Genomic DNA, 14,511 nt, shown 5'->3' with positions numbered 1-14,511 from the left:
AAACCTTTCACGACTTGGGCCGAATGGGCCTGTGCCGGGTACCGATCGTTGCGCTGTCCGGCTGACGCGGCTCAGGCCCGCCGGGGATGTGGACGAAAGGTCAGGTGTTCGCACGTCGCGGACCTGACGGGTCCGCGACCCGCTCCTCCGTCTCAAGGGAGAACGCATGCGCCTGCGCGCCCACTGGGCACCGGCCGCCCTGCTGCTGATCGCCCCCCTGATCGGCACCACCACGGCCACGGCCGACACCGGCGAAACTCTTGTGCCGGTGCAGAAGTCGGCCCGGGCCGTGCCCGGTCAGTACATCGTCACCCTCGCCCCCGAGCAGAAGCCGGCCGCCATGGCCGAGCAGCTCGGGGTCAGTACGCTCTTCACGTACAGCAAGGTCCTGCACGGCTTCGCGGCCTCGCTCACCTCCGCGCAGCTGGACCAGGTGCGCGGTGCGGCGGGGGTCCAGGCCGTCGAGGAGAACAGTGAGGCCTCCGTCTCCCCGCCCGCCGCCGGGTCGGCGGGGAAGCGTGCCGTGGCCGGGAGTTGGGGTCAGGACCGCATCGACCAGCGGAATCTGCCACTGGACGGCACGTATGACGTGGACGGCACGGGCCAGGGGGTGACCGCCTACATCCTCGACACCGGCATCGAATCCGCCCACAGCGAGTTCGGGGGCCGGGTGGGCGCCGGATACGACGCGATCGGTGACGGCCGCGACGGTGAGGACTGCAACGGTCACGGGACGCATGTGGCCGGAACCGTGGCGGGCGTGACGTACGGTGTCGCCCCCGCCGCATCCCTCGTGCCGGTGCGGGTGCTCAACTGCGAGGGTTCGGGCACGTGGGCCGGGATCATCGCCGGCCTCGACTGGATCGCTCAGAACGCCGAGCAGCCGGCCGTGGTCAACGCCTCCCTCGGCGGGCCCGCGTCATCGGCGGTCGACGACGCGTTCGACGCGCTCGCGGCGGAGGGCACCCTGCCCGTGGTCGCGGCGGGCAACGAGGACCAGGACGCCTGTGACGTCTCCCCGGCGCGCGCCGACGGCGTGCTTGCCGCAGGGGCCAGTGACGACCAGGACCGGCAGGCCGCGTTCAGCAACTGGGGCACCTGCGTGTCGCTGTACGCCCCCGGTGTGGACATCGTGTCCGCGCATCTCGGTGGCGGCTCCACGACGCTGAGCGGAACCTCCATGGCCAGTCCGCACGTCGCCGGTGCCGCTGCCCTCTACAAGGAGCAGAACCCTGACGCGGCACCGCAGGAGGTCGCGGACTGGCTCGCCGGGGAGGCGACCCCCGACGTCCTGACGGGTCTCGGCTCCGGTTCGCCCGACCGGCTCCTGTACACCGGCGGTCTCTGACCCGGTCGGTTTCGTCGGAGCGGGGCCCGCGTTCTGCGGGCCCCGCTCTTCGTCGTGCCGTGGAGCAGGTGCTTTCCGGCCGCTTGCAACGGTACGCAAAATTCTTGCGTCACGTGACGACACCTTCGTGGGTGCGGTGCCGGGCGGCCTTCCGTGCCGAAAGGCCTCCCCGGCGGCCTTCTTGCGTCTCTCTCGTTTCACTCAGTCGTGTTCCGGTTTCTGTCGGAACCGTGGACGCTCTCCATCTTCTCTGCAACTCTCTGACGGCCAAGCGCAAATCTCAGCCCGACGTGCGCAGAATGCTGTGCCACAGGGCTGCACCGACAGAGCCGTGTCCTCGGCGCTTGCCGCGCCGAGGCCCAGGATCGGGGACCTATGAGAGCCCAACGCTGGAGATGGCGAGCCCTTTCCGCCGTGGTCACGACCAGTCTTCTGATGATCGGATGGCCGTCGCTCACCGCCTCGGCGGCCGACGGCCCCAACATCGCCGTCGGCCGGACCGCGACGGCGAGCAGCGCCCACGGGGAGTACGCCGCCCGCAACGTGACGGACGGCAACCAGGGCACGTACTGGGAGGGAGCGGGGGACGAGCTGCCGCAGTGGGTGCAGACCGACCTCGGCTCCACCGCCCGGGTCGACGAGGTGAGGCTGAGGCTTCCCGCGGGCTGGGAGAGCAGGCAGCAGACCCTCTCGCTCCAGGGAAGCGCCGACGGCACCAGCTTCTCCACCCTCAGGACCTCCGCCGCGTACACCTTCGGCCCCGGATCCGCCAACGAGGTGCGGATTGCCTTCCCGGCCGCGCGGACCCGGTTCGTGCGGGTCGACATCACGGCCAACACGGGTGGGCGGAACGCTCAGCTGTCCGAGCTGGAGGTCCGCGCCGCGGGGGAGTCGTCGGTGAACCTCGCCGCGGGCAGGACGCTCACCGCGAGCAGCTTCACCGAGACCTATGTCGCCGCCCACGGCAACGACGGCAACCGCGCCAGCTACTGGGAGAGCAGGAACAACGCGCTCCCGCAGTGGCTCCAGGCCGATCTGGGTTCCTCGGTGCGGGTCGACCGTGTGGTGCTCCGGTTGCCGGACGGCTGGGAGCAGCGGACCCAGACGCTGAAGATCCAGGGCAGTGCCGACGGCTCGGAGTTCCAGGATCTGACGGCTTCCAAGGCGTACGCCTTCAGCGCCGCGGGCGGCCAGTCGACGACGATCTCCTTCGACCCGGCCACCACCCGCCACGTCCGGGTGCTCGTCACCGCCAACTCCGTCCAGCCCGCGGCCCAGCTGTCGGAGCTGGAGGTCTACGGTCCCACGACCGGTGACATGCAGGCGCCCACCGCGCCCTCCGGCCTGGCGTTCACCGAACCGGCCACCGGACAGGTCAAGCTGACGTGGAAGGCGTCGTCGGACGACACGGGCGTCACCGGCTACGACATCTACGCCGGGAACAGACTGCTGACCACCGTGGCGGGGAACGTCACCACGTACACCGACACCCGGCCCTCCGACGAGAGTGTCTCGTACCACGTCCGGGCGAAGGACGCGGCGGGCAACGTGTCCGGCAACAGCAACACGGTCACCCGCGAGGGCGACTCCGGTGACACCCAGGCGCCCACGGCCCCTTCGGCCCTGGCGTTCACCGAGCCGTCGACGGGCCGGATCAAGCTGACCTGGACGGCCTCGTCCGACAACAAGGGCGTCACCGGCTACGACGTCTACGCCGACAACGTGCTCCGCAAGACCGTCGCAGGCGATCTCACCACCTACACCGACACCCAGTCCGCCGCCACCACCGTCAGCTATGTGGTGCGTGCGAGGGACGCGGCGGGCAACATATCCGGTTCCAGCAACACCGTGACGCGTAACGGATCCACGGGCGCCGCCTCCAACCTGGCGGTCTCCAAGCCGATCACCGCCTCCTCCGTGGTCCACACGTTCGTCGCGGCCAACGCCAACGACAACTCGCTCACCACCTACTGGGAGGGCGCAGGCGGCAGCTACCCGAACACCCTGACCGTCAAGCTGGGTGCCAACGCCGACACCGAGAGCGTCGTCGTCAAGCTCAACCCCGACAGCATCTGGGGCGCGCGCACCCAGAACATCCAGGTGCTCGGACGTGAGCAGGACGCCACCTCCTTCACGGGTCTGGCCGCCGCCAAGGACTACGCGTTCAGCCCCGCGACGGGCAACACGGTGACGATCCCGGTCACCGCGCGGGTGGCCGACGTCCAGCTGAAGTTCACGTCCAACTCCGGATCCGGCGCCGGTCAGGTCGCCGAGTTCCAGGTGCTGGGTGCTCCGGCCCCGAACCCCGACCTCCAGGTCACGGGGGTCGCCGCCTCACCCGCGGCACCGGTGGAATCGGACGCCGTCACCCTGTCGGCCACCGTACGGAACTCCGGCGCCGTCGCCTCTCCCGCCGGCAAGCTCGACTTCGAGCTCGGCGGCTCCAAGGTGGCCACCGCCTCGGTGGGCGCTCTCGCCGCGGGCTCCTCCTCCCAGGTCACCGCGTCCATCGGAGCCCGCGACGCGGGCAGCTACACGCTGGGCGCGGTCGTCGACCCGGGGAACGAGATCATCGAGCAGAACGAGACCGACAACCGCTTCACCGCCGGCTCCCCGCTGGTCGTGAAGCCGGTCTCCAGCTCGGACCTGGTGGCGGGCGCGGTCTCGACCTCACCGTCGGCCCCGTCGAACGGCGACACGGTCACCTTCTCGGTCGCGATCAGGAACCAGGGCTCCGTGGCCTCGTCGGGCGGCGGCCACGGCGTCACCCTGAGCCTGCTCGACTCCAAGGGGGCCACGGTGAAGACCCTCACGGGAGCGCACAACGGAGCCATCGCCGCCGGTGCGACGACGGCCCCCGTCTCCCTCGGGACCTGGACGGCAGCCAACGGCTCGTACACGGTGAAGCTGGTGGTCGCCGACGACGCCAACGAACTCCCGGTGAAGCGCGCGAACAACACCAGCACCGAGTCGCTCTTCGTCGGACGCGGCGCCAACATGCCGTACGACATGTACGAGGCGGAGGACGGCGTCGCCGGCGGCGGCGCGAAGGTCGTCGGCCCCAACCGGACCGTCGGCGACGTCGCGGGCGAGGCGTCGGGCCGCAAGGCGGTCACCCTCGACAGCACCGGCGACTACGTGGAGTTCACCACCAGAGCGACCACCAACACCCTGGTCACCCGGTTCTCGATCCCGGACTCGGCGGGCGGCGGCGGCATCGAGTCGAAGCTGAACGTCTACGTGGACGGCACCTTCCTCAAGGCGATCGACCTCACCTCGAAGTACGCCTGGCTGTACGGGAACGAGACCGGACCGGGCAACGACCCGGGCTCCGGAGCGCCGCGGCACATCTACGACGAGGCGAACGTCATGCTGGGCAGGACCGTCCCGGCGGGCAGCAGGATCCGGTTGCAGAAGGACGCGGCCAACACCAGCACCTACGCCATCGACTTCGTCAGCCTCGAGCAGGTCTCCCAGGTGGCGAACCCGGACCCGGCCGCCTACACCGTGCCCACCGGTTTCACCCACCAGGACGTCCAGAACGCCCTGGACAAGGTCCGTATGGACACCACGGGAGCCCTCGTGGGTGTCTACCTGCCGGCCGGTGACTACTCCACCTCCAGCAAGTTCCAGGTCTACGGCAAGGCCGTGAAGGTCGTCGGTGCCGGGCCCTGGTTCACCCGGTTCCGGGCCCCGTCCACGCAGGACAACACCGACATCGGGTTCCGTGCGGAGGCCGGTGCGAAGGGTTCGTCGTTCTCGAACTTCGCGTACTTCGGCAACTACACGTCCCGAATCGACGGGCCGGGCAAGGTGTTCGACTTCTCGAACGTCTCCGACATCGTGATCGACAACATCTGGAACGAGCACATGGTGTGCCTCTACTGGGGCGCCAACACCGACAACGTCACGATCAAGAACTCCCGGATCCGGAACATGTTCGCCGACGGCGTCAACATGACCAACGGCTCCACGGACAACCACGTGACCAACAACGAGGCACGGGCCACGGGCGACGACAGCTTCGCGCTGTTCTCGGCGATCGACGCCGGGGGCTCGGACATGAAGAACAACGTGTACGAGAACCTCACGTCCATCCTCACCTGGCGGGCCGCGGGTGTGGCTGTGTACGGCGGCTACGACAACACCTTCCGCAACATCCTCATCGCCGACACCCTGGTGTACGCCGGGATCACGGTCAGCTCGCTGGACTTCGGCTATCCGATGAACGGATTCGGGACCGGGCCCACGGAGATCGAGAACGTGTCGGTCATCCGGTCCGGCGGTCACTTCTGGGGAACGCAGACCTTCCCCGGGATCTGGCTGTTCTCGGCCTCCAAGGTCTTCCAGGGCATCAGGATCTCGCACGTGGACATCGTCGACCCGACGTACAGCGGGATCATGTTCCAGACGAACTACGTGGGAGGCCGGCCGCAGTTCCCGATCAAGGACACGGTGCTCACCGACATCTCGATCACGGGCGCGCGCAGGAGCGGTGACGCCTTCGACGCGAAGTCGGGCTTCGGGCTCTGGGCCAACGAGATGCCGGAGTCGGGGCAAGGCCCTGCCGTCGGTGAGGTCACGTTCAACGGTCTGAAGCTCAGTGGCAACGCGCAGGACGTGAAGAACACCACCTCGACCTTCAAGATCGAGATCAATCCGTAGAGGAGCCCGGAGGCTGTACGGCGGGGTGCCTCCCGTGGCCCGGGAGGGCGCCGGGAGGCACCCCGCCGCGCGTAACCACTTGCATCGATAAGTTCGACTCTTGCGCCGAGCTCCCCCACGGGATCGTCGATGGCCCTTCTGTCCGTGCGGGGTCGCCGGTGGCGGCCCGGGCGGGGTGGCATGCCTCGACGCTCCGTACGGGCCGCGCAGGGATGTTCCTTGGGGGTGTTGGGTCGGAACGGCTCGGCGCTTCATCACATACGGAACGCTGTCAAACATTTTCGATAACTGCGCGAGATATTGCGCTCTCTTGTTGCCGGTGGTTGAGTGTGCCGCGCCCCGGCAGACAGTCGGCCGAGGCCTTCCGCGCTCATGCCCGAAGGGGACCACCGATGAGAAGTGCTGGGTTTCGCCGTACCCGCCGTGCCTCCGCTGCCGCCGTCGTCGCCGCGCTCGCCCTGACCGCCCTTGCCTCCTGCGGCACGAGCAGCAGCGGCGACGGGAACGACGACTCCGGCAGCGGATCGTCCGATCCGTCGGCGCCGCTCGATCCGAAGACCAAGGTGACGCTGACGATCGACTGCATGCCGCCGGCCGCGAAGGCGGCGGAACTGCGGGAGTGGAACGAGGACATCAAGAGTTTCAACAAGAAGTACCCGAACGTCAGGATCGACGGGAAGTCGACGCCCGGTCAGTGCCTCGAGCCGCCGCGCTTCACGGCCATGCTCAAGGGCAAGTCGCAGCCGGACGTGTTCTACGCGTACTTCACCGACCTGCAGCAGGTGCTGGACAACGATGGCGCCGAGGACATCTCCGCGTACGTCGACGACACCTCCGTCCCGGCGCTGAAGGACATCCAGCCCCAGGTGCTCGACGTCGCCCGCAAGGACGGCAAGCTCTACGCGCTGCCGACGAGCAACTACACCATGGGCCTCATGATCAACCGGAAGCTGTTCACGCAGGCCGGTCTGGACCCCGACACCCCGCCGGCGAGCTGGGACGAGGTCCGTACGGCGAGCAAGAAGATCGCCGGGCTGGGCAAGGGCATCGCGGGCTTCGGCGAGTACAGCGCCGGCAACAACGGCGGCTGGCACTTCACCGCCACGCAGTACGCCCTGGGCGGGGACGTCGTGGACGCGAGCGGCAAGAAGGCCGCGTTCAACGACGACAAGGGCAAGCAGGTCCTCCAGCAGCTGCACGACATGCGCTGGGAGGACGACAGCATGGGCAGGACCCAGCTGCTGAAGTGGGGCGACCTGCAGAAGCAGATAGCCACGGACAAGCTCGGCATGTTCCTGGCCGCGCCCGACGACATCGCCTACATGGTGCAGCAGCTCGGGGCGAAGTACGAGAACTTCGGACTCGGTCCGATTCCCGGTGCCCAGGGCACCCTGTTCGGCGGCAACAACTACATGATCAAGAAGGGCAGCTCGCCCGACATGATCAAGGCGGCCGTCGCCTGGCTGAACTTCAAGAACCTGACCCCCGGCAAGGGGCAGTTCGAGTGGGCGCGCACCAAGGCCGACCAGCTGCCCGTCGGCCTCCCGCAGCCCAACTTCTTCACCGGCGAGAGCAAGACGAAGGACGACGCCGACCGCGCCGCCAACGCCACCATGCCCGTCGAGAACTTCAAGGCCTTCATGGACAACCCCGTCCAGGGCAAGGCCGAGCCGCCGAAGGCCCAGGAGATCTACAAGATCCTCGACAACGCGATGTCCGGGGTCCTGACCAACAAGGACGCCGACATCGACAAGCTGCTCGACACCGCGGAGCAGCAGGTCAACCAGGTCCTGGCCAACCAGTAACGGACGCGCGGAGGCCGGGCCGGGCGGGCGCCCGGCCCCGCACCCCGTCCGTCTGCGAGCGACCGCACCGGCACCGAGGAGAAGCCATGTCGGCCCCCACCCTGTCCACCGGGAAGGCGAGCGCACCGCCACCCGGGCACCCCCCACACTCCACCGGGCCGGGCTCCGCCCGCGAGGAGTTCGTGCGCGCACTGCGCCGCAACATCACGGCGCACGGCTTCCTGATCGGAGCCGTCCTCTGCTTCTCCTTCTTCTCCTGGTATCCCATGGTCAGGGAATTCGTCCTGGCCTTCCAGAAGACCGAGGACGGCAGGACGACCTGGGCCGGCTGGTCCAACCTGAGCTACGTCTTCAACGACCCGGCCTTCTGGCAGGCATGGCGCAACACCGCGCTGTTCACCGTCCTGGCGCTCCTGCTGGGCTTCGCGGTCCCGTTCGTCGTCGCCGTCGTGCTCAACGAGTTCCGGCACGCGCAGGGATACCTCCGCCTGCTGGTCTACCTGCCCGTCATGCTGCCGCCGGTCGCCTCGGTCCTGCTCTTCAAGTACTTCTACGACCCCGGCTACGGACTCTTCAACCGCATCCTGGAATTCCTCCATCTGCCCGCCCAGCAATGGCTCCAGGACCCCGGCACCTCCATGCTCTCCGTCGTCATCGCCTCCACCTGGATGAACATGGGAGGGGCCACGCTGATCTACCTCGCCGCCCTCCAGGGCATCCCGGGGGAGCTCTACGAGGCGGCCGAACTCGACGGCGCCGGGCTGTTCCGCAAGATCTGGCACGTCACCGTCCCGCAGACCCGGCTCATCCTGTCGCTGCTGCTGCTCATGCAGATCATCGCGACGATGCAGGTCTTCACCGAACCGTTCCTGCTCACCAACGGCGCGGGCCCGGAGGGCTCCACCACGACCGTCGTCTACCTCATCTACCAGTACGCCTTCAACTTCAACAACTACGGCGGAGCGGCGGCCCTCGGCCTCCTCCTGCTGGTCGTCCTCGCGGGCTTCTCCGCGGTGTACGTACGCCTCAGCCGCAGCAGCGAAGACTAGGACGGGAGAACGAACGATGGCATCGAACACGCTTGTCTCCCGGCAGGGAACCGGCAGCGGACGCAAGGCCCGCCGCCGGGACACGGACCAGGGCCGCCAGAGGACGCTGATCTCACCGGCCCAGCTCGGCCGGCCCCGCGGGAAGCTGGTCTACTGGATCGTCTTCGCGCTGGTGGCCGCCGGCTTCACCCTGGTGTTCCTCGGCCCCCTCTACTGGATGGTCACCGGCGGCCTCAAGACCACCCAGGAAGTCGTACAGAGCCCGCCCACCGCCTTCCCCTCCTCGATCCACACGGAGAACTACTCCCAGGCGTGGACCGTGATGGACCTGGCTCAACTGCTCTTCAACACCCTCTACTACGCGTTCGGGGCACTCGCCTTCCAGCTCGTCCTGGACGTGGCCGCCGCCTACTCGCTGTCCAAGCTGCGGCCGGTCCTGGGCAAGGCCATCCTCGGCATGATGCTCGCCACTCTGATGATCCCGGCGGCCGTCCTGGTCGTGCCGCAGTACCTCACGGTCCTCGACGTACCGATCTTCGAGCGCAACCTGCTCAACTCGCCCTGGGCGATCTGGCTGCCGTCGGTCACCAACGCATTCAACATCTTTCTGCTGAAGCGGTTCTTCGACTCCGTCCCGGGCGAACTCCTCGACGCCGCGGCCATCGACGGCGCCTCACCCCTGCGCACCCTGCGCTCCATCGTCCTGCCGATCTCCCGGCCGATCCTCGGGGTCGTCTCCATCTTCGCGGTCGTGGGGGTCTGGAAGGACTTCCTCTGGCCCATGCTCACCCTGCCGGACCCGGGGAAGCAGACCCTCAACGTCGGCATCTACTCGCTGTCCAACGGGGTACCGCAGAACGTCCTCATCGCCGCCCTCACCATCGCGTCCGTCCCGACGCTGCTGATCTTCCTGCTCTTCCAGCGCAACATCATGGGCGGTCTCACCGCGGGCGGCCTGAAGGGCTGACCCCACCACGAACCACCGCCTCACACCAGCACTCCGCCGCCGGCCCTCCCCTCGCACGCCCCGCGTCCGGGCCGGGGGCGGAGTACCACCTGCCCGAAAGGAACGCCACGTGGCAGCCATCCGTCCGACCGAGGCCACCGCACCGTGGTGGCGCGACGCCGCCATCTACCAGATCTACGTACGCAGCTTCGCCGACGGCGACGGGGACGGCACCGGCGATCTCGCGGGAGTGCGGGCCAGACTGCCCTACCTCGTCGAACTGGGCGTCGACGCCCTCTGGTTCACCCCCTGGTACCTGTCCCCGCTGGCCGACGGCGGCTACGACGTGGCCGACTACCGGGTCATCGACCCCGCCTTCGGCCATCTCGCCGAGGCGGAGAAGCTCATCGCCGAGGCCCGTGAGCTCGGCATCCGCACCATCATCGACATCGTCCCCAACCACGTCTCCGACCGGCACAGCTGGTTCCGGGCGGCGCTGGCCGCCGCCCCCGGCAGCCCCGAGCGCGAGCTCTTCCACTTCCGGGAAGGACGCGGCGAACACGGGGAGATCCCGCCCAACGACTGGGTCTCGGAGTTCGGCGGAACCCCGTGGACCAGGATCGACGACGGCCAGTGGTATCTCCACCTCTTCGCCCAGGGCCAGCCCGACCTCAACTGGGCGCACCCCGCGGTCCGCCAGGAGCACGAGGACGTCCTGCGCTTCTGGTTCGAGCGGGGCGTCGCCGGCGTACGGATCGACTCGGCGGCCCTGCTCGCCAAGGACCCCGCCCTGCCCGACTTCGTCAAGGGCACCGACCCCCACCCGTACGTCGACCGCGACGAACTCCACGACATCTACCGCTCGTGGCGTGCCATCGCCGACCGGTACGACGGCGTCTTCGTCGGCGAGGTCTGGCTCCCCGACTCCGAGCGCTTCGCCCGCTATCTCCGGCCCGACGAACTGCACACCGCCTTCAACTTCAACTTCCTGGCCTGCCCCTGGGACGCCGGGCTGCTGCGCTCGGCGATCGACGACACGCTCGCCGAACACGCCCCGGTGGGAGCTCCCGCCACCTGGGTGCTGTGCAACCACGACGTGACCCGCACGGTCACCCGCTACGGACGTGAGACGACCGGCTTCGACTTCGCGGCCAAGGCCTTCGGCACGCCCACCGACCTGGAGCTCGGCACCCGCAGGGCACGGGCGGCCGCCCTGCTCTCCCTCGCGCTGCCCGGCGCCGTGTACCTCTACCAGGGCGAGGAGCTCGGACTGCCCGAGGCCGACATCCCCCGCGACCGGATCCAGGACCCCATGCACCTGCGCTCCGGCGGCATCGACCCCGGGCGGGACGGCTGCCGGGTGCCCCTGCCCTGGTCCGCCGGTGAGCCGTACGCGGGATTCGGGTCCACCGCGGAACCCTGGCTGCCGCAGCCCGCGGCATGGCCCTCGTACGCCGCGGACGAGCAGTCCGCCGACCCGGGCTCCATGCTCACCCTCTACCGCGAGGCGCTGCGACTGCGCCGCGGTGAGCCCGGCTTCGCCGCCACCCCGGGCGAGACGGCCGACGGCCGGCTGAACTGGCTGCCTTCGTCACCGGGTGTCCTCGCCTTCTCGCGGGCCCACGGCCTGATCTGTGTCGTCAACCTCTCAGGGGGCCCGGTCGCGCTGCCCGGCCATGACGGGGTTCTCCTGACCAGCGGCCCGCTGGACGTCGCCGGTCTGCTGCCGGTCGACACCGCGGCCTGGCTGCGCGAGGAGCTATAGCGGGGGAGCGGAGGCTGCGGCAGAGTGGTCGTATGGATGATCTCAACGCTCTCGCCGACGAGCACCTGGCCGCAGCGCGGGCCGACGCGCACGGACGCAGCGCGCATCTGCTGCTGCGCCAGGTGCCGCTGCGGCAGACGGTGATCGCGCTCACCGAGGGTTCCGCCCTCGACGAGCACAACGCGCCGCCCGCCGCTTCGCTCCAGGTGCTGCGCGGAGCGGTGCGGCTCACCGCGGGGTCCGGGGACGTGGACCTCGCGGCGGGCGTCCTGCACCCCATTCCCCGGGAACGGCACGGGCTGCTCGCACTGGAGGACGCGGTGGTGCTGCTCACCGCAGTCAACGACTGATCCGACCCGGGAGTACACCCGGGGGATCGAGGCATGAGAGAAAGGGGGTGAGCCGGGGACGTCCGAGCACGTGGGACCGCGTCCGGCCCATCCGCTCCGCTCTTCCTACGTCCCCCGGAGATTCCGCGTGCCCAGCAGGACCCACTCACCCCTCGCGGAACGGACCCCGCCCACGTGCGGCCCCGGCGGGACGAGGAAGCGATGGCGCACCGCTCTGCGCCGTACCCCCGTCTCCCTGTGGAACGACGACCTCTCCGACTGGGCGGCCGCCCTCACCTACTACGCGATCCTCGCGCTGCTCCCGGCGCTCCTGGTCACCGTGTCCGTCATCGGCCTGGCCAACCCCGGCGCGACCAACGCCCTGATCGCCGACATCACCGCCATCGCGCCGGCCGAGTCCGGCACCGCCCTGCGCCGGCCGCTGGAGGCGGCGACCCAGGAGCGCACCGCGGTCTGGCTGCTCGTCGCCACGGGAAGCGTGAGCGCCGTGTGGTCCGCCTCCAGCTATCTGGCGGTCTTCCGGCGGGCGATGCACGCCATGCACGACGTGAAGGACACCAGGCCCCCGCTGCGCCAGGCGCCCATCATCGTGGCCTCGGCCGTCGGCCTGCTCGTCCTGCTGATGGCGAGCGCCTTCGCCCTGGTGCTCACCGGACCGCTGGCGCGCTGGCTCGGACGCATCGCCGGCCTGCCCCAGGCCGGTGAGACGCTCTGGGCCGGCCTCAAGTGGCCCGTGCTGCTCTGTCTGGTCGTCCTCCTCATCGTGGTCCTCTTCAGCACCGGCCCGCGCTCGGCGCGCGGCGTGCGCAAGGGGCTGCCGGGTGGTGTGCTCGCCGCGTTCCTGTGGCTGGTCGCCTCGGCCGGGTTCGCGCTGTACGCCACGCAGATCGGCACCTACAGCCGGCTGTACGGCTCGCTGGCCGGGTTGGTCGTCTTCCTGATCTGGATCTGGTTCACCAACCTCGCGCTGCTGGCCGGCGCCCAGTTCAACGTCGAACTGGCACGCACGGAGGTCCGTCGGCAGAGCGAGGTGACCTGAGGCCTCCGGGCCCGTGCGGGAGCACTCCTGAGCGAGGACGACGGGGCGATGAACCGGACCTGTCCGGGGCGTTTCACGGAGGGTGTGGAGCCGGCGAGCTGGGCAGGTAGTGAGGGGCGAGCCAGGGAAAGGGCCCGGGCAGCCGGTTCGGAGGGGTGGGCGACATGACGGAGCAGAGCGCGTGGCGGTTCGCGGACGACCGGGGCCGTGTGGTGGTGGCGGACCGCCGACCGGCGCGGGTGCTCGCGTACGTCCAGGCGGGAGCGACGCTGTGGGACTACGGGATAGTCCCGGAAGGGATCTTCGGCTCCGGGCACGACGGGGCGGAGCCCGACCAGGCGAAGACGGGCACGCTCCCGCTGGACGCCGTGGACTACCGGGGCGCGGGCGGCGACCTGGACGTGGAGACGCTCTTACGCGGCGGGCCCGACCTGGTCGTCGCGGTCAGCTACGGCCACGGCCAGCTCTACGGGCTCGACCCGGACACCGCCAAGCACCTGGAGGAGCGCGTCCCGGTCGTCGTGATCGACGTGGGGCAGGCGCGCACCCTCGACCGGGTCGCCGAGCGTTTCGCCGAACTCGCGGTCTCGCTCGGCGGCGCGCCGGCCCCGGACGCCGCGGATGACCTGCGGGCCGCCCGGGAGCGGCTCCGTTCGGCCGCCGGTGCCACTCCCCGCGGTCCGGCGGTGGCGGCCCTCTCGCCCGCGAGTCAGGAACAGGCCTATGCCGCCCGCCCCCAGATGTGGCCGGAGCTGCGCGTCCTGGCCGAACTGGGCGTCGCCCTCGTGTCCCCGCCCGAAGGGGCCGGCGTCAACTGGGCCACCGTCGGCTGGGCGGAAGTGGCGGCTCTGCGGCCCGGCATCATCCTGACGGACGTCCGGGCCAACGCGATGCCGCTCGACGAGATCGCCGCCCCCGCCTGGGAGGAAGCCCGGCGCCGCGCGAGGATCGTGCCGTGGAACCCGGAACCCCTGTGCAGCCCGCAGGCCCGTGCGCGCTTCCTCGGGCTCGTGGCGGAGGCGCTGGAGGGGGCGGCGAGCGACTGAACGGGCCTTCCGCGCGAGGGACCTGGCCCCGCCGCAGCCCCGCCCCGGCACACCTCCGAGCGCCGCCGGCCCCGGACCCCGGGTGAGGCGGGACGCGAGATCCGCTGCTCCGTACGGACGCCCCGGTTCGCGCCCGCCCCCGCCGTTCGGGACGCTGGCCCGAAGCGGGACGCGAGATGCCCGTAACCCCCAGGAGCAGACATGCAGCAGGACAAGCACCCGTCGTACCGTCCCGTGGTCTTCCGCGACCGCTCCGCCGGGTACGCCTTCCTGACCCGGTCCACCGCGTCGAGCGAGCAGACCATCGACTGGGACGACGGCAACAGCTACCCGGTCATCGATGTCGAGATCTCCGCCGAGAGCCATCCGTTCTTCACGGGCAAGGCGAGGGTGGTCGACACCGAGGGCCAGGTCGCCAAGTTCGAGCGGCGCTACGGTGACGAAGGGCATGGGGACGCCTGAGTCCTGCGCCCGGCGGGGCACCCGCACCAGGCAGAA

The 14,511-nt window shown here is 69.8% G+C and carries 10 protein-coding genes; all 10 read left to right on the top strand.

The genetic code is table 11. The annotated features are described in order from the left end of the window. The first annotated feature begins 166 nt into the window (after positions 1–166). Positions 167–1,348: a S8 family serine peptidase gene (locus ABZ441_RS03960; protein WP_358967979.1), complete on the top strand. Its 1,182-nt coding sequence runs from the start codon at positions 167–169 to the stop codon at positions 1,346–1,348. 375 nt (positions 1,349–1,723) lie between these two features. After that, positions 1,724–6,013 (top strand): discoidin domain-containing protein, encoded by a 4,290-nt coding sequence (locus tag ABZ441_RS03955; protein ID WP_358967977.1) that lies wholly within the window; start codon positions 1,724–1,726, stop codon positions 6,011–6,013. Positions 6,014–6,405: 392 nt separating this feature from the next. Next, positions 6,406–7,818, top strand: coding sequence for an extracellular solute-binding protein (locus ABZ441_RS03950; protein WP_358967975.1), 1,413 nt, complete (start codon positions 6,406–6,408; stop codon positions 7,816–7,818). A gap of 86 nt (positions 7,819–7,904) precedes the next feature. Beyond that, the gene (locus tag ABZ441_RS03945; protein ID WP_358967972.1) at positions 7,905–8,867 is read left to right on the top strand and encodes a sugar ABC transporter permease; all 963 of its coding nucleotides are present in this window, start codon (positions 7,905–7,907) and stop codon (positions 8,865–8,867) included. Between the two features lie 16 nt (positions 8,868–8,883). Further along, on the top strand, positions 8,884–9,834 hold the full coding sequence (locus ABZ441_RS03940; protein ID WP_358967969.1) for a carbohydrate ABC transporter permease: 951 nt from the start codon (positions 8,884–8,886) through the stop codon (positions 9,832–9,834). Positions 9,835–9,943: 109 nt separating this feature from the next. After that, positions 9,944–11,578, top strand: a complete 1,635-nt coding sequence (locus ABZ441_RS03935) for a glycoside hydrolase family 13 protein (protein ID WP_358967966.1) — start codon at positions 9,944–9,946, stop codon at positions 11,576–11,578. A 32-nt stretch (positions 11,579–11,610) separates the two neighbouring features. Further along, positions 11,611–11,928 (top strand): cupin, encoded by a 318-nt coding sequence (locus ABZ441_RS03930; RefSeq protein WP_358967963.1) that lies wholly within the window; start codon positions 11,611–11,613, stop codon positions 11,926–11,928. A 127-nt stretch (positions 11,929–12,055) separates the two neighbouring features. Next, positions 12,056–12,967 carry a YihY/virulence factor BrkB family protein gene (locus ABZ441_RS03925; protein ID WP_358967960.1) on the top strand — a complete coding sequence of 304 codons (912 nt, stop codon included), beginning with the start codon at positions 12,056–12,058 and terminating at the stop codon, positions 12,965–12,967. A gap of 164 nt (positions 12,968–13,131) precedes the next feature. Continuing rightward, on the top strand, positions 13,132–14,013 hold the full coding sequence (locus ABZ441_RS03920) for an ABC transporter substrate-binding protein (protein WP_358967957.1): 882 nt from the start codon (positions 13,132–13,134) through the stop codon (positions 14,011–14,013). A gap of 201 nt (positions 14,014–14,214) precedes the next feature. After that, complete coding sequence (locus ABZ441_RS03915) at positions 14,215–14,475, top strand: type B 50S ribosomal protein L31 (RefSeq protein ID WP_358967955.1); 261 nt, start codon at positions 14,215–14,217, stop codon at positions 14,473–14,475. The last annotated feature ends 36 nt before the right edge of the window (positions 14,476–14,511 follow it).

This window comes from Streptomyces sp. NPDC005752 (genome assembly GCF_040630715.1).
GTDB lineage: Bacteria > Actinomycetota > Actinomycetes > Streptomycetales > Streptomycetaceae > Streptomyces.
Note: the sequence above shows the minus strand (reverse complement) of the source record. Positions and strands in the feature narration are given on the sequence as shown.